This window comes from Blastococcus sp. TF02A-35, assembly GCF_004571075.1.
Classification (GTDB): domain Bacteria; phylum Actinomycetota; class Actinomycetes; order Mycobacteriales; family Geodermatophilaceae; genus Blastococcus.
In genome coordinates this window covers 25,418-39,889 of the sequence record NZ_SPQP01000022.1, presented here as the reverse complement: position 1 = coordinate 39,889, position 14,472 = coordinate 25,418, and the positions used below count along the sequence as shown (strand labels likewise).

Annotated in this window: 18 protein-coding genes and 1 pseudogene; 15 read left to right on the top strand and 4 right to left on the bottom strand. The window is 74.3% G+C overall.

The genetic code is table 11. The annotated features are described in order from the left end of the window. Positions 1-5: 5 nt before the first annotated feature. Positions 6-839, bottom strand: a complete 834-nt coding sequence (locus E4P43_RS11985) for an alpha/beta hydrolase (RefSeq protein WP_135145710.1) — start codon at positions 837-839, stop codon at positions 6-8. Further along, positions 836-1,933: an LLM class flavin-dependent oxidoreductase gene (locus tag E4P43_RS11980; RefSeq protein ID WP_135145709.1), complete on the bottom strand. Its 1,098-nt coding sequence runs from the start codon at positions 1,931-1,933 to the stop codon at positions 836-838. The genes E4P43_RS11985 and E4P43_RS11980 overlap by 4 nt, the downstream gene beginning before the upstream one ends. A 114-nt stretch (positions 1,934-2,047) precedes the next feature. Here E4P43_RS11980 and E4P43_RS11975 point away from each other — a divergent pair, with 114 nt between their 5' ends. The 9 genes from E4P43_RS11975 (at position 2,048) to E4P43_RS11935 (ending at position 10,125) form a co-directional block, all read left to right on the top strand. After that, on the top strand, positions 2,048-3,151 hold the full coding sequence (locus E4P43_RS11975) for an NAD(P)-dependent alcohol dehydrogenase (RefSeq protein ID WP_135145707.1): 1,104 nt from the start codon (positions 2,048-2,050) through the stop codon (positions 3,149-3,151). Between the two features lie 89 nt (positions 3,152-3,240). Next, complete coding sequence (locus E4P43_RS11970; protein WP_209313849.1) at positions 3,241-3,831, top strand: nitroreductase family protein; 591 nt, start codon at positions 3,241-3,243, stop codon at positions 3,829-3,831. Positions 3,832-3,848: 17 nt separating this feature from the next. Beyond that, entirely contained in the window at positions 3,849-4,751 is a 903-nt protein-coding gene (locus E4P43_RS11965; protein WP_135145704.1) for a class III extradiol ring-cleavage dioxygenase, read from the top strand. 17 nt (positions 4,752-4,768) lie between these two features. Then, on the top strand, positions 4,769-5,245 hold the full coding sequence (locus E4P43_RS11960) for a MarR family transcriptional regulator (protein WP_135145702.1): 477 nt from the start codon (positions 4,769-4,771) through the stop codon (positions 5,243-5,245). 105 nt (positions 5,246-5,350) lie between these two features. After that, entirely contained in the window at positions 5,351-6,547 is a 1,197-nt protein-coding gene (gene serA / locus E4P43_RS11955) for a phosphoglycerate dehydrogenase (protein WP_135145701.1), read from the top strand. Positions 6,548-6,608: 61 nt separating this feature from the next. Further along, the gene (locus E4P43_RS11950) at positions 6,609-6,995 is read left to right on the top strand and encodes a DUF6394 family protein (protein WP_135145699.1); all 387 of its coding nucleotides are present in this window, start codon (positions 6,609-6,611) and stop codon (positions 6,993-6,995) included. Positions 6,996-6,997: 2 nt separating this feature from the next. Beyond that, positions 6,998-8,833 carry a potassium channel protein gene (locus E4P43_RS11945; protein WP_135145698.1) on the top strand — a complete coding sequence of 612 codons (1,836 nt, stop codon included), beginning with the start codon at positions 6,998-7,000 and terminating at the stop codon, positions 8,831-8,833. Positions 8,834-8,842: 9 nt separating this feature from the next. Beyond that, entirely contained in the window at positions 8,843-9,148 is a 306-nt protein-coding gene (locus E4P43_RS11940) for a hypothetical protein (protein WP_135145696.1), read from the top strand. 59 nt (positions 9,149-9,207) lie between these two features. After that, positions 9,208-10,125: an NAD(P)-dependent oxidoreductase gene (locus E4P43_RS11935; protein ID WP_135145694.1), complete on the top strand. Its 918-nt coding sequence runs from the start codon at positions 9,208-9,210 to the stop codon at positions 10,123-10,125. Between the two features lie 10 nt (positions 10,126-10,135). Here the strand turns inward: E4P43_RS11935 and E4P43_RS11930 are convergent, their stop codons facing one another. Together E4P43_RS11930 and E4P43_RS11925 are read right to left on the bottom strand one after the other, a co-directional pair. Next, positions 10,136-10,549 carry a hypothetical protein gene (locus E4P43_RS11930; RefSeq protein ID WP_135145693.1) on the bottom strand — a complete coding sequence of 138 codons (414 nt, stop codon included), beginning with the start codon at positions 10,547-10,549 and terminating at the stop codon, positions 10,136-10,138. Positions 10,550-10,671: 122 nt separating this feature from the next. Beyond that, a pseudogene (locus E4P43_RS11925) lies at positions 10,672-11,004 on the bottom strand (GNAT family N-acetyltransferase); the annotation flags it as partial. An 81-nt stretch (positions 11,005-11,085) separates the two neighbouring features. Between E4P43_RS11925 and E4P43_RS11920 the strand changes: the two are divergent. From E4P43_RS11920 to E4P43_RS19930, 6 genes are all read left to right on the top strand, one after another. Next, complete coding sequence (locus E4P43_RS11920; protein WP_135145690.1) at positions 11,086-12,564, top strand: glutamine synthetase family protein; 1,479 nt, start codon at positions 11,086-11,088, stop codon at positions 12,562-12,564. 276 nt (positions 12,565-12,840) lie between these two features. Next, positions 12,841-13,146, top strand: a complete 306-nt coding sequence (locus E4P43_RS19935; RefSeq protein ID WP_167759166.1) for a helix-turn-helix domain-containing protein — start codon at positions 12,841-12,843, stop codon at positions 13,144-13,146. Further along, positions 13,143-13,334, top strand: coding sequence for a hypothetical protein (locus E4P43_RS11910; protein ID WP_135145687.1), 192 nt, complete (start codon positions 13,143-13,145; stop codon positions 13,332-13,334). The genes E4P43_RS19935 and E4P43_RS11910 overlap by 4 nt, the downstream gene beginning before the upstream one ends. Continuing rightward, positions 13,331-13,597, top strand: a complete 267-nt coding sequence (locus tag E4P43_RS11905; protein ID WP_135145685.1) for a hypothetical protein — start codon at positions 13,331-13,333, stop codon at positions 13,595-13,597. The genes E4P43_RS11910 and E4P43_RS11905 overlap by 4 nt, the downstream gene beginning before the upstream one ends. Before the next feature lie 72 nt (positions 13,598-13,669). After that, entirely contained in the window at positions 13,670-14,113 is a 444-nt protein-coding gene (locus tag E4P43_RS11900; RefSeq protein ID WP_135145684.1) for a hypothetical protein, read from the top strand. Positions 14,114-14,259: 146 nt separating this feature from the next. After that, the gene (locus tag E4P43_RS19930) at positions 14,260-14,424 is read left to right on the top strand and encodes a hypothetical protein (RefSeq protein ID WP_167759165.1); all 165 of its coding nucleotides are present in this window, start codon (positions 14,260-14,262) and stop codon (positions 14,422-14,424) included. The last annotated feature ends 48 nt before the right edge of the window (positions 14,425-14,472 follow it).

Sequence of the window (14,472 nt, the reverse complement as noted above, 5' to 3'; positions counted from 1 at the left end):
CGTGCTCAGCCGGCCGGGTCGGGGGGCACCAGGTGCTGGCGGAGGAAGGCGCCGACCGCGGCCAGGGAGGCCGGTGAGTCGAAGGCGGGGTCCTCATGGTTCGCGCCGTGCAGCAGCCACAGCGTCGCGTCGGCACCCTCGGCCCGCAGCGCCCGGTGCAGGTCGCGGCTGTGCGTGGAGGGCACCAGACCGTCGCGGTCGCCGTGCACGAGCAGGAAGGGCGGCGCACCGGGTCGGACGTGCGTCACCGGGCTGGCCGCCACGGCCGCGTCACGGGCGTCGCGCACGTCCTCGACGCCCAGCAGCCGTGCCTCGAACGACGGCTGCGGCAGCGGCCCGGTGACGAAGGCGGGCAGCGGTCCCTCGGGGACGTCCGACGCCCGTCGCAGGAGATCGGTCGTGGGGAACCAGGCGACGACCGCCTGCACCGACGAGTCGCCCAGGTGCGCGTCGGCGTCGTCGACCGTCAGCCCCAGCAGCGAGGCGAGGTGGCCGCCCGCCGAGGCCCCCCACGCGCCGACCCGCTCGGCGTCCAGCCCGTGGTCGCCGGCGTGCGCCCGCAGCCAGCGGAGCGCCGCTCGCACGTCCCAGAGCGGCGCGGGGAACGCGGCCTGGCCGCTGAGCCGGTACTGCACCGCGGCGACCGCCACGCCGCTCGCGGCCAGCGGGAGGAGGCGCTGGTCCGCGCGGTCGCTGCGCGAGCCGCGCAGCCAGCCGCCGCCGTGCAGCCAGATGCACAGCGGGGCGGGCCGGACGTCGGGGAGGTACAGGTCCAGCCGGAGGTCCAGGCCGTCGACGCTCGCGTAGACGAGGTCCCGGTGCACCGTCGTCCCGGTCACCGCTGCTCCGCGGACCGGATGGCAGGGACCACCTCGTCGCGGAAGAGCCGCACCGACGCGAGGACGGTCTCCACGTCGAGCGACCCCCAGGCGAAGGCGCCGGCGAAGTAGTTGATCTCGCCGACCTCCCGCGCGCGGGCCACCTGCGCCGCCACGGTCCGCGGCGACCCGACGAACAGCTTGTGCCCCTCGACGAGCGCGCCGAAGTCGGCCGGGCCGGTGAACCGCTCGCTCCCGTGCAGCCGCCACAGGTGGGTGAAGCTCTCGTAGTGCGCCTCGAACGCCGGGCGGGCGAGCGCCACGGCGGCCTCGTCGGTCTCGGCGACGACGACGTGGCGCAGCATGCCGAACCGCGGCGGGGAGCCCGGCAGGCTGTAGCGGGCCCCGCCACGGGCCGCGGAGCGCCGGAAGTGGTCGAAGAAGACCCGGCTCTGCTCGCGGACCGCCTCCAGCGGCGGCGAGGCGAAGCCGAACCCGAAGAGCACGTTGTAGCCCTCGTCGCCCAGCCGCGGGACCGAGGCCGCGTTGGACGTCGGGTACCACAGCGGCGGGTGCGGGCGCTGGTACACGGGGACGTGCAGCTCCACCTCCTCCGCCGTCTGCCCGTCGGGCCCGGGCCGGCGGAAGCGACCGGTCTCCAGCGCCTCGACGATGGCGGGGAACGACGACTCGAAGCGCGCCGCGGTGTCGGCCGGACCGAGGCCGTACATCGCCGCCTCGATGGGCGAGGAGCCCTTCCCGACCCCGACGTCCAGCCGGCCGTGGCTGAGCTGGTCGAGCATGCAGATCTCCTGCACCAGCCGCAGCGGGTCGTACAGCGGGACGATGAAGGTGGTGGGCGCCAGCCGGATGCGCCGGGTCTCCCGGGCGGCCGCGGCGAGGAACACCGCGGGGGAGGGCGACAGGCCCAGCGGCGTGCCGTGGTGCTCCGCCAGGTGGTAGGTCGTGAACCCGCCCTGGTCGGCCTCGGCGAGGACGCGCAGCCGGGCGTCGTAGACCTCGGCAGGTGACAACCCGGGGACGGCGTCCACCCAGTCGAACAGGCCGAACTCCAGCTCGTCCCGGACGTCGTGCTCGACCTGCTGCGCTGACATCGCATCCCCTCTGCTGCCGGCCCGCTGGGCGGTGGGACGCAACCTACCGGTGGCGCCGGGCGGGCCCCGGGTGTCCGATCGGAGCAGCCGGTCGGACGAGCGAGGAGGACGGGCATGCGGATCACAGCTGCCGTCGTGGAGGAGCTGCACGGTCCCTTCGTCGTGCGGGAGGTCGAGCTCGACGAGCCGGGCCCGGGGGACGTGCTGGTCAAGGTGGCGGCCACCGGGTTCTGCCACACCGACGGCATCGCCCGCGACGGCGACCTGCCCTTCCCGCTGCCCGGCGTGCTCGGGCACGAGGGCGCCGGGACGGTGGTCGCGGTGGGCGACGGCGTCACCGGCGTCCGCGAGGGCCAGGACGTCGTCCTCGGCTGGCCGTCCTGCGGGGCCTGCCGCAACTGCCGGGCGGGGGAGCCGCGCTACTGCCTGCGGATGGGGGAGCTGGTCGGCGGCGGCCACCGGCTCGACGGGGCCTCGGCCCTGCGCGGCACCGACGGCTCCCCGCTGGCCAGCCATTTCTTCGGGCAGTCCTCGTTCGGCACCTACGCGATGACCACCGCCTCCTCGCTGGTGCCCGTCCCGGCCGGTCTGCCCGTGGAGCTCCTGGGCCCGCTGGCCTGCGGGCTGGCCACCGGTGCCGGAGCGGTGCTCAACACCCTGCGGCCCGAGCCGGGCAGCTCGATCGTGGTCTACGGCGCCGGCACCGTGGGGCTGGCCGCGGTGATGGCCGCCCGCAGCTCCGCGGCCACGACGGTCATCGCGGTCGACCGGCACGCCGGGCGGCTCCGGCTGGCCGAGGGCCTGGGTGCCACGCACACCGTCGACGCGACCGAGACCGACCCGGTGGCGGCGGTGACCGAGATCTGCGGTGGTCCCGCCGACGCGTCGCTGGACTGCACCGGCAACCTCGCGGTGATCCGGCAGGCGATCGACTCGGTGGGCATGCTCGGGACGGCGCTGCTCATCGGCGGCGCTCCCGCGGGGGCGGAGTTCACCGCCGACCACCTGACCACGCTGTGGGGCAAGACGATCCGCGGCACCCTCGGCGGCAGCGGCCACGGCCAGCAGCTGATCGCCGCCCTGATGGACCTCCACCTGCAGGGCCGGTTCCCGTTCGACCAGCTGGTGCAGTACTTCCCGCTGGACCGCATCGAGGACGCCGTCGAGGCCTCGTACAGCGGCGCCGTCGTGAAGCCGATCCTGACCATGCCGCACTGACACCGGCCCCGGTCCACCAGGACGCTTGAAGTCTCAACTGTCTCGCCGTAGGCTGACACTTGAAGCTTCAAGCTATGACCGGAGGACCCGTGAGCACCCCGCATAAGACCGCTGCCACCGCCGTGCCGCTGCACCCGCTGCTCGCCGGCCGGTGGAGCCCCCGCGGCCTGGACCCGCAGCACGAGCTGACCCAGCACCAGCTCACGGCCCTGCTCGAGGCCGCCCGCTGGGCGCCGAGCGCGTCCAACACCCAGCCCTGGCGGTTCGCCGTCGCGCTGCGCGGCACCGAGGAGCACGCCGCCGTCCTCGACGCGCTGGTCGGCTTCAACCGCGCCTGGGCGCACGCCGCGTCCGCCCTGGTCGTGGCCGCCGCCGAGACGCACACCCCCGAGGGCGCCGAGCGGCGCTGGGCCGTCTACGACACCGGCCAGGCCGTGGCCCACCTGTCGGTGCAGGCCGAGGTGGAGGGGCTCGCCGTGCACCAGATGGGCGGCTTCGACAGCGAGCGCATCGCGGCCCTCCTGCCCGAGGGCGTCACCCCGCTGGTCGTCCTGGCCATCGGCCGCCGGGACGACACCGCGGAGCTGCCCGAGCCGCTCGCCGGGCGGGAGGCCGCCGCGCGCGACCGCCTGCCGCTCGAGGCGCTCCAGCTGCCCCTCGGCGTCCCCGCGTCCGTCTGAGCCGTCGAGGAGGGCCCGTGACCACCGCACCGCGGAGCAGCACCGCCGCCGCCGACGCGCTCATCGACCCGCGGCACCCCTTCGCCGCGCACCTCCGGCACGTCGCTGCCGCCGAGGCGGCCGAGCCGCACCGGGAGTGGACGCCGGAGGACGGGCCGCTGCCGGCGCTGTACCTCTCCCACGGCGCCCCGCCGACCTTCGAGGACGGCCCGTGGATGCGGCAGCTGCACGACTGGGCGCGGGCGCTGCCCCGGCCGAGGGCGGTGCTCATCGTCAGCGCGCACTGGGAGTCCGACGCCCTCGGCATCACCAGCACGGCCCCCACCGAGCTGGTCTACGACTTCGGCGGCTTCGCCCCGATGTACTACCGGATGCGGTACGACACCCCCGACCCGTCGGCGCTGGCGCAGCAGGTGCTCGCGGTCCTGCCCGCCGGCCAGCACGTGCACGAGCACCGCAGCCGGGGCCTGGACCACGGCGCCTGGCTGCCGCTCAAGGTCATGTACCCCGACGCCGGCATCCCCGTGCTGCAGCTCAGCCTGCCGACCCACGACACCACCGCGCTGCTCGGCCTCGGCCGGCGGCTGCGCACGCTGCGGGAGCAGGGAGTGCTGGTCGTCGGCTCCGGGTTCATGACCCACGGGCTGCCCTTCGTCGACTGGTCCCGGCCCGACGTCGTCCCCGGCTGGTCGGCCGACTTCGACGCCTGGGCTGCCGACGCCCTCGACCGCGGCGACGTCGAGGAGCTGGCGCGGTTCCGGCTGCGGGCGCCCGGCCTGCGCTACGCCCACCCCACGGTCGAGCACTTCACGCCGCTGTTCGTCACCCTGGGAGCCGCGACCGACCCCACCGCGCCGGTCACCACGGCCATCGACGGGTTCACCATGGGGCTGGCCAAGCGCTCCTTCCAGGTCGCCTGAGGCGGAGGACGGCACCGATGACGGCGGAGGACGTGGCCACCCCGGCGACCCGCTGGCTGGACGCGCAGCAGATGGCGGCCTGGCTGCCGCTGCTGCGCGTGGTCCAGCTGCTGCCGCAGGCCCTGGACCGGCAGCTGCGGCGGGAGGCCGGTATCGGCCACGCCTACTACCAGGTGCTGGCCACCCTCTCCGCCCAGCCGGAGCGGACCCTGTCCATGGGCGAGCTGGCGCGGATGACGGCGACCAGCCCCTCGCGGCTGAGCCACGCCGTCGCCGCGATGGAGGAGCGCGGCTGGGTCGCCCGCCGGCCCTGCCCGACCAACCGGCGGATCCAGTACGCCACGCTCACCGACGAGGGCCTCGGGCTGCTCGAGCGCATCGCGCCCGGCCACGTCGCCGAGGTCCGCCGGGTGGTCTTCGACGGGCTGACCGACGAGCAGGTCGAGCAGCTGCGGTCGCTCGCCCTCGCCATCCTGGCCCCGCTGGACGACTGACTCCCGGGGCGTCGCGCCGAGGCCGCTGTCGGGCCCGGGAGGGCCGTGCGCCATAGTCGTGGCTCCTCGACACCGCCGCCACGCTGTTCCCGGAGGCAATCGGACATGCCCAGAGCACTGCTGCTGGAGAACATCGACCCCGTGGCGGTGGAGCTGCTCTCGGCCGCCGGCTACGAGGTGGAGTCCGTCCGGGGCGCGCTGGACGCCGCCGACCTGACCGCCGCGCTGGACGGCGTCGACGTGCTCGGCATCCGGTCCAAGACGCAGGTGGACGCCGACGTGCTGGCGCAGCACCCCGGCCTGGCGGCGGTGGGCGCCTTCTGCATCGGCACCAACCAGATCGACCTGACCGCGGCCGCGGCGGCCGGCGTCGCGGTGTTCAACGCGCCGTACTCCAACACCCGCAGCGTCGTGGAGCTGGCGATCGCGGAGATCATCAGCCTGGCGCGGCGGCTGATCGACCGGGACCGGGCGCTGCACGCCGGTACCTGGGACAAGTCCGCCTCCGGTAGCCACGAGATCCGCGGGCGCACGCTGGGCATCGTCGGCTACGGCAACATCGGCAGCCAGCTGTCGGTGCTGGCCGAGGCGCTGGGCATGCGGGTCCTCTACTACGACCTGGAGGACAAGCTCGCGCTGGGCAACGCCGAGCGCTGCGGCAGCCTGGAGGAGCTGCTGGAGCGCGCCGAGACGGTGTCGCTGCACGTGGACGGCCGGGGCGGCAACGCCGGCATGTTCGGCGCCGAGCAGTTCGCCCGGATGCGGCCGCGCAGCCTCTTCCTGAACCTGTCCCGCGGCTTCGTCGTGGACCACGAGGCGCTGCGGGACAACGTCCTCAGCGGCCACATCGCCGGCGCCGCCGTCGACGTCTTCCCCGACGAGCCGCGCGAGCAGGGCGACGAGTTCCGGTCCGTGCTGCGCGGGCTGCCCAACGTCATCCTCACCCCGCACGTCGGCGGGTCGACCCAGGAGGCGCAGTACGACATCGGGCGGTTCGTCGCCGGGAAGCTGGTCGACTACACCCGCACCGGGACGACGACGCTGAGCGTGAACCTGCCCGCGGTGGCCCTGCACGGGTCGTCGGCGGACCGGTTCGGGCTGCTGCACCACAACGTGCCCGGCGTCCTGGCGCGGGTGGACGCGCTGGTGGGGGAGTACGGGCTGAACGTGGACGGCCAGGTCCTCGGGACCCGCGGCCAGGTCGGCTACGTCGTCACCGACGTCAACGCCGAGCTGCCGGCCGAGCTGCTGGCAGCGCTGACCGCGCTCCCCGAGACGGTCCGCCTGATGACCTTCCGGTGAGCACGGCGGGTTTCGGATCGACGGCACGAGGGCAGGGCCAGGCGCCGACGAGGAGGGCAGGATGAACCTGGAGAAGGTCGTCTTCGGGTTCTTCGTCGTCCTGGCCGCCACGCTGAACTTCGGCTTCTTCATCGGCGACATCTCCGACCCGGACCTGCACAACCCCTACGAGCTGTTCGCGGCTGTCGTCGTCAACCTCATCGCCACGGTGCTGAAGTTCGGCGACCGGACGCAGATCGGGGCGGTGCACCTCGCGACGAGCCTGGTCGCCGTCCTGCAGCTCGTCGCCGCCACCCTCCTGTACGGGTACGCGACGCACGTGTCGTCGGCCGGGATGAACGAGTCCTGGACGGCGAGCGTCGTCTCCCTCTCCGGCGGCGCGCTCCTGGCCAACATCGTCTCGGTCGTCCTGCTCGTCGTGGAGACGGTCTCCTTCCACCGCGACTGACGATGGTCAACCCCGTGCTGGCCCTGGTGAAGCGCCTCTCCGGCCGCGACCGGGGCGACCGGCGGCGGGTGCGCCGGGCGACGTTCCGCGTCGCCGCCGCCTCGGCGGCCCAGGCGTCGGCGACGGTCTTCCTGATCATGCGCCGGATGCGCGCGCCGCTGATCGTGCTGATCGTCATCTTCGCCGTCAGCGTGCTCGGCCTGACCGTCATCCCGGGGCAGGACGAGAACGGCGAGCCCCTGCGGATGAGCTTCTTCGACGCGTTCTACGTCATGAGCTACACCGCGACGACGATCGGGTTCGGCGAGATCCCCGTGCCGTTCACCTACAACCAGCGGATGTGGGTGACCGTCTCCATCTACCTCACGGTCATCGGCTGGGCCTACGCGATCGGGTCGCTGCTGGCCCTCCTGCAGGACCGGGCCTTCCGCTCCGCGCTGTCGCTGCAGCACTTCAGCAGGAAGGTGGCGCGGCTGCGCGAGCCCTTCCTCCTCATCGCCGGGCACGGCCGCACCGGCGAGCTGGTCGGGAGGTCCTTCGACAAGCTGGGCCGCCGCTTCGTCGTCCTCGACCTGGACCAGGAGCGGATCGACCGCCTGGAGCTCGGCTCCTACGTCTCGGACGTGCCCGGCCTGGCCGCGGACGCGCGCGACCCCGGGCACCTGGCGGTCGCCGGGCTGGGCCATGCCTGCTGCGAGGCCGTCGTCGCGCTGACCAACGACGAGGAGGCCAACCTGACCATCGTCATGGCGGCGGCCCTCCTGCGGCCCGACCTGCCGGTCATCGCCCGGGTCAGCTCCCGGACGATCGCCGAGCGGATGCAGGCCTTCGGCACCCCGAGCACGGTCAACGCCTTCGACCGGTTCGGCGACCACCTGCGGCTCGCGCTCCGCGCGCCGGCCGCCTACCAGCTGAAGAGCTGGCTGGAGAGCGGGCCGGGGGCGGAGCTGCCCGAGCGCGGGGCGCCACCGAGCAGCGGCCGCTGGGTGGTCTTCGGCTACGGCCGGCTGGGCCGCGAGCTCACGTCGGACCTGCGTGCCGAGGGCATGGACGTCACCGTCGTGGAGGTGCAGCCGACCGACGCCGACGGCGCCGACCTGCTGGTCGGGGACGCCTCCGACCCGTGGGTGCTGGCGCAGTCGGACCTGGACCGGGCGGTGGGCGTGGTCGCGGGCACCGACAACGACACCACCAACCTCTCCCTGGTCGCGGCGGCCCGCCGCAGCAACCCGTCGCTGTTCGTCGCGGCCCGCCAGAACCGCCCGGCGAGCGCGCCGCTGTTCGCCGCCATGGACATCGACGCCCTGCTCGTGCCGACGGAGGTGGTCGCGCACGAGGTGTACGCGCAGCTCTCGACGCCGCTGCTGTGGCGGTTCCTCCGCGAGATGCCGGGGCAGGGCGAGGCGTGGGCCGAGGAGGTCGTCGACCGGCTCACCGCCGTGTGCGGCACCCGGCTGCAGACCCTCTGGAAGGTCCGCCTCACCGCGCAGCACGCGCCCGCCCTGCAGGGCTGGCTGGCCTCGGGCGAGGCGACGCTCGGGGCGCTGCTGCGCAACCCTGAGGACCGGGAGGCCCCCCTGCACGCGGTGGTGCTGCTGGCCATGCGCGACCGGGAGGCGACGCTGGCACCGGGGGAGGACCACGTGCTCCGGCCCGGCGACGAGCTGCTGTTCGCCGGCCGTGCCGCCGCCCGCCGCGCGCTGTCGACGACGCTGCTCGTCCCGGGCGTCCTCGAGTACGTGCTCACCGGCCGCCGGGTGCCGGCGAGCTGGGTCTGGCGCGCGCTGGCACCCGGCCGGCCGGCCTCTCCGGATGCAGCGGGGCGCGGACCCGCCTAGCCTTCGGGCGTGGCCGGCGAGGACCTGCAGCAGCTGGTCCGCCGACGTCTGTGGGAGCTCGGCCGGACGGTGGACGAGGCGTCCCGCCGCGCGCGCCGGGTCATCCCCGCCGACACGCTGGCGCTCATGGCCCGCAGGGGCGGCCGGAGCTTCATCAGCGAGGGACTGGCCGGCTTCCTCGCCCGGGCCCTCGACGTCCCGGAGAACCGGGTGCGCCGCGCGGCCGGGCTGCCGCTCGTGCGGGACGAGCGGGAGAGCACCACCACCCGCCCGCACCTCCGGCTGGTCCGCGGGGACGGCACCGAGCAGCAGTAGCCGCGCCGGTGCCGTGACGTGCCGGGCGCCGTCGGGCGGGCGCTGGCAGGGTGGTCGGCATGGCCGACACCTCTCCCGTCGTCACGTCCCCCGTCGTCGTGGTGACCGGTGCCAACGGTCTGGTGGGCGCCGCGGTGTGCCGGGCCCTCGCCGAGCGGTCGGCGACGGTGCGCGCCGTCGTCCGCCGGGCCGGCAGCGCCCCCGCGCTCGAGGGGGTCACCGAGCACGTCGGCGACTTCGCGGACGAGGCCTTCGCCCGTGCCGTGACCGAGGGCGCGGACGCCGCGGTGACGACGGTCCACCCGATGGGCTCCCCGCGGGAGGTGCAGCACCGGGTGGGCGCCGAGGGCACGGCCGCCTTCGCCCGGGCCGCCCGCGACGCCGGCGTCGCCCGGCTGGTGCACGTGTCCACCGCCGGGGTCTACGACCGCTCGGCGGGGGTCGGTGACATCGCCGAGGACGGCGCGCTGCTGCCCGAGGGCAGCGGTGACTACCCCGACACCAAGAACGCCGCCGACGCCGCGCTGGCACAGGTGGGTGGGCTCACCACCGTGCTCGTCCGCCCGCCGGCGATCACCGGTGCCGGCGAGACGTCTGTCTGGAACACCCTGCGCCCGCAGGCGGTCCGGGACGGCGAGCGGCGGGAGAACCCGGCGAAGAGCTGGCCGTGGGTGCACGTGGACGACCTCGCGGCCCTCGTCGCCGACGTCGCCACCGGTGCGGTCGCGACCGCGGACGACCCGGAGCGGGGCCCGGTCGCCGGGGGCACCACCCCGGTCGTCGTCGCCGGCGAGCCCGCCACCTGGCGGGACTACCTCGGCACGGTCACCGACGCGCTCGGGGTCGCCCCCGAGTGGACCGACGAGCCGGTCTGGACCGGGCAGCTGCGGACCGACCGCGCGCGGAGCTGGGGCTGGGCGCCCCGGGTGACCCTCGCGCAGGCCCTGGACGAGCTGCGTCAGGGGCTGCGGAGCTGAGCGCGGCCGGTCACCTGCGGTCGGCGGGTGGCTCGATGAACCACATCGCGCCGGCGACGGCGCCGTACGCCAGCGCGGGGCCGGTGTGCGGCAGCCGCTTGCCGGCCGCCGCCCGCGCCTGGCCCCGCCGGAAGATCCACCGTTCGACGACGGCCAGCCAGCCTGCCGTCACGCCGGCCACGGCGACCAGTGGGGCGAGGGCGACGGCCTTGCGTGCAGCCGGCAGCGCGCGGAACGCCTGGGCGAGGGAGGGGGCTCCGTCGGCCGCCTGCTGCCTCTGCCCGCCGGGCCACGTCCTCCGCACCTCGGGCAGGGAGGCGGCGACGGCGACGGCGGTGGTCCCGACCTTCACCCAGCCGCGCGTCCGGCGGTCGGCGACCAGGTCGGGCAGGGAGTAGTGCAGCGCGGTGGCGGCTCCGGTCACCAGAGCCGCCACCGCGCGAGACGTCGGCGTCCGGGAAGGCATGCGCTCATCCTGGCGTGACCGGCCCGACCAGGGCACCACCGCGCTCGCGCGCGCCGTGGCCGGCGGGCGTCAGCGCCGGCTCAGTCCACGACCGCGCGGGTCCGCGACCGGTAGAGCAGGTCGGCGTACTCGGGGTGGCGCTGCACGTAGCCGCTGACGAAGGGGCAGACGGCCAGCACGGCCAGCTGCTGCCCACGGACGTCGTCCAGGGCATGGCGGACCAGGACGCTGCCCACGCCCTTCCCCTCGAACTCGGGCAGGACCTCGGTGTGCGTGAACGCCACGAGCTCGTCGGTCGGGATGTAGTCGGCGATCGCGGCGAGGGCGCCGTCGACCCGCGCCTCGTAGCGCCTGCGCTCTGGTGCGTTGGTGACCGTGACGTCCATGCGGTGCCTTCCTCGTCCAGCAGGGTGCGGATGGCGCTGATCATGCCGCCCGGACCGGCGGCGTCGTCGTCACCGGACGGTTCCGGCCCGGCGCTGGTAGAACGGGACATGCCCATCGACGCGCTCGAGCCCAGCCCGATCGTCCGCCTGCTCGGCAAGCCCGCGGCCGAGCTCACCGGCGCCGACCTCGTCCGGGCGGTCGAGGAGCTGGGGCTGCGCCAGGTGAACCTGCGCTACGTCGGTGGCGACGGGCGGCTGAAGACCCTGGCCTTCCCGGTCAGCTCCCGCGAGCACCTGCTGGAGGTGCTGGTCCGGGGCGAGCGGGTGGACGGCTCCAGCGTCTTCGAGGGCACCGACACCGACGCCAGCGACGTGTACGTCGTCCCGCGGCACCGGACCGCCTTCGTCAACCCCTTCGGGGAGCGGCCCTCGCTCGACCTGCTGTGCTCCTTCTACGACGAGTCGGGGCAGCCGCTGCCCTACGCCCGCGAGCAGGTCGTGCGGCGGGCTGCCGAGGCGCTCACGCGGGAGACCGGCATGACGCTGGAGGCATTCGGCGAGCTGGAGTACTACCTCGTCGACGAGCCGGAGCGGATCTACCCGGTCGAGGAGGAGCGCGGCTACCAGGAGTCGACCCCCTTCTCGAAGGGGCAGCGGGTCCGCGAGCAGGTGCTGGGCCACCTCACCGCCATGGGGGTGCGGCTGAAGTACGCCCACGGCGAGGTCGGCAACATCCTCGAGGAGGACCGGCAGCTGGTCCAGCACGAGATCGAGCTGCAGCCGGTGCCGGTGGAACAGGCCGCGGACGCCCTGGTCCTGACCAAGTGGGTGGTGCGGGAGGTGGCGGCCGCGCACGGGCTGGAGGCGACGTTCGCCCCGCTGGTCAGCGGCGAGGGTGCGGGCAACGGCCTGCACGTGCACAGCCGGCTGGTGCGCGACGGCGCCAACGCCATCGTCGGGGAGGACGGGCTCAACGACACGGGGCGCCGGCTGGTCGCCGGCTACCTGCAGACGGCGCGGGCGCTCACGGCGTTCGGCAACACGGTGCCCACGTCCTACCTGCGGTTCGCCGAGGGGGACGAGTCGCCCGGCGCCATCTGCTGGGGCGAGAAGGACCGCACCGGGCTGGTCCGGGTACCCCTGGCCTGGAACGGCGACGTGCTGCCCGGGATGGTCGCCCACGCCAACCCGGGCAGCACCGAGCCGGTCCCCGAGCCGGCCACCCACCCCCAGACCGTCGAGCTGCGCGTCGGCGACGGCTCGGCCGACGTGCACCTGCTGCTGGCCGGCATGGCCGTCGCCGCGAGACGCGGGCTGGCCGACGAGGGCAGCCTGGAGCTGGCCGAGCGGCTGGACGCCGCCGACCACGACGAGGACGACTTCGAGCAGCTGCCCACCTCGTGCGGCGAGTCCGCCGATGCCCTGGAGGCCGAGCGCGAGCTGTTCGAGGCCGACGGCGTCTTCCCCGCCGCGCTCGTCGACGCGGTGCTCGCCGGCCTGCGCGAGGCCGAGGAACACGCCGGCGACGTCTCCGGGGACGACGAGGCCCGCGACGAGCTCATCCGCCGGTACTGGCACGTCGGCTAAGGCGCCACGGGGCCGCGCGGTGGCCCGGGAAGCAAGAAGCCCCAGGTGCCGGTGCTGCCGGTTCCTGGGGCTCCGTCTGTGTCCGAGGGGGGACTTGAACTCCCGTCGGACCACCTGCATCGAGATGCATGCGCCAGCAGAATGCCGCCTGCCAGGCGGGGGAAAGACTGTCTGATTGTCGCTTTCAGGCATCCAGATGCACCCGAATACATCGGCGGCGGTATCGCGCCGGGTATCACGAGCGAACCGTCACACGCGCCCGCCATCGTCTGCGCCATGACCGACAACGAGATCAAGACGCTGGCCAAGCTGCTGCAGCCGTACAGGGACCAGGTCGAGGAGTTCTGGGGTCGCCGACGAACGGGCACGCAGGCCACGAGTTCTCCGACTGAGCTGCTCACGATCCCGGAGACCGCCGCGGTGCTCGGCTACAAGGACCGGGGCACGGTCTACGACCTCATCTCGACAGGCGCGCTGCGTGCCGTGGACGTGCGAGCGACCGGCAAGCAGGCGAAGACCCGAGTCCGTCGCGATGACCTGCAGTCGTTCATCGACTCTCGTACGCGGAGGGCAGCGCGATGACCGGCGGACGCCCCTCTCGCGAGGAGTGCTTCGCGGCCGCCGGCGCCGCGCTGGCCGCCGCCATCGAACGGCGGGACGCGCTCAGCCCGCGGCAGGCAGCCCAAGCCGCCTGGCGCCCGGGAGGCCCGTCGGTCGACGAGATCGAGCGTCGCATCACCGCACGACGCCTGAGCGAGGGATGGCAATGAGCGGCGACCTGATCCCGTACTGGGGGCCGCTGCCGGTGCCTCACGGCCATCGCCTGCCGACCCGCGAGGAGTGCTTCGCCGCGGCGGCGCGGGCGTTCAACGCCGGCCGTGCACGCCGTGACGCCCTTCCGGTGATGGACGCCGCGCGTGAGGCCTACGTGCCCGGCGGCCCCGTCGTCGAAGAGCTGGCCGCCCAGATCCGGGCGCAGCGAGAACAGGCGCGACGACGCGCCTCCACAGACACGTCTCCGCCGCCCGGCTGAGACGAGGCGGGCCCGTCATCAGTTGGCGCTGACGACGGGCCCTAGATCCCCACCCCCAGGAGGATGAGGACCTTGACGAAGAACGCTATCGGCACCCCCCGACAGACTCTTCAGCTGAACGGTCGCGACTGGTCGCTCGACGCCGCTGAGGTGGACTCTGTCGTGGAGTTCCTGACCGAGCTGCGCCGCTACCGCTACTGGAAGCACGAGACGTGGTGCGACCCGAAGCAGCACGAGTTGAACGCTGAGGGCGCCGAGCTGGACGAGACGCCCTGCGTTGGTCGCATGATCCAGGTCAGCGACGAGCTCGGCGGCTGGTGGCACCAGGACGATGTGGGCACGCCGGCCCGCTTCTACGTCGACCGTGACCGGCGCAGCGGGCCGAGCTGGGACGCGACCCTCGAGGAGGTTGAGGTCGTGATGAGCTTCCTGCCGAAGGACGCCCCGGCGGGGGAACTGTTCGCGCAGGCGATGGTCGACTACGCGGGCAGCGTCGACCTTGGAGGCCAGCAGTGACGGCGGCGCTGACCGACACCCCGGACCGCGGCTTGGAGGCGCGGCAGCTGTACGAGGGGGAGCGGAGGTCGCTGCGGCAGGTGGCTGCACGCATGGGTGTCTCGCACTCGACGGTGAGGCGGCTTCTGCTTGAGCAGGGGGTGTCGATGAGGCGTCCGCGCCTGTGGGTCGTCCCGGACGCCCCACGGCCCGCACAGCCGCTGCAGGTGGCACCCGAGCGGGCGGCGCTCGCCTTCACCGCTGACCGAGGCTGGCACATGGTGCAGGCGCCGCCGGCCTGGTTCCTCGACCTGCTCGCCGAGCTCGACTGAGCAGCGGGGCTCCGGTTCGCAGACGTACGGGGCGTGAGCAAGCATCGC

Coding starts and splice junctions, on each gene's coding strand:
- E4P43_RS11945 (WP_135145698.1), top strand. CDS start 6,998: ATGGTCAACCCCGTGCTGGCCCTGGTGAAGCGCCTCTCCGGCCGCGAC.
- E4P43_RS11980 (WP_135145709.1), bottom strand. CDS start 1,933: ATGTCAGCGCAGCAGGTCGAGCACGACGTCCGGGACGAGCTGGAGTTC.
- E4P43_RS19930 (WP_167759165.1), top strand. CDS start 14,260: ATGAGGCGTCCGCGCCTGTGGGTCGTCCCGGACGCCCCACGGCCCGCA.
- E4P43_RS11935 (WP_135145694.1), top strand. CDS start 9,208: ATGGCCGACACCTCTCCCGTCGTCACGTCCCCCGTCGTCGTGGTGACC.
- E4P43_RS11950 (WP_135145699.1), top strand. CDS start 6,609: ATGAACCTGGAGAAGGTCGTCTTCGGGTTCTTCGTCGTCCTGGCCGCC.
- E4P43_RS11960 (WP_135145702.1), top strand. CDS start 4,769: ATGACGGCGGAGGACGTGGCCACCCCGGCGACCCGCTGGCTGGACGCG.
- serA (WP_135145701.1), top strand. CDS start 5,351: ATGCCCAGAGCACTGCTGCTGGAGAACATCGACCCCGTGGCGGTGGAG.
- E4P43_RS11905 (WP_135145685.1), top strand. CDS start 13,331: ATGAGCGGCGACCTGATCCCGTACTGGGGGCCGCTGCCGGTGCCTCAC.
- E4P43_RS19935 (WP_167759166.1), top strand. CDS start 12,841: ATGACCGACAACGAGATCAAGACGCTGGCCAAGCTGCTGCAGCCGTAC.
- E4P43_RS11975 (WP_135145707.1), top strand. CDS start 2,048: ATGCGGATCACAGCTGCCGTCGTGGAGGAGCTGCACGGTCCCTTCGTC.
- E4P43_RS11920 (WP_135145690.1), top strand. CDS start 11,086: ATGCCCATCGACGCGCTCGAGCCCAGCCCGATCGTCCGCCTGCTCGGC.
- E4P43_RS11910 (WP_135145687.1), top strand. CDS start 13,143: ATGACCGGCGGACGCCCCTCTCGCGAGGAGTGCTTCGCGGCCGCCGGC.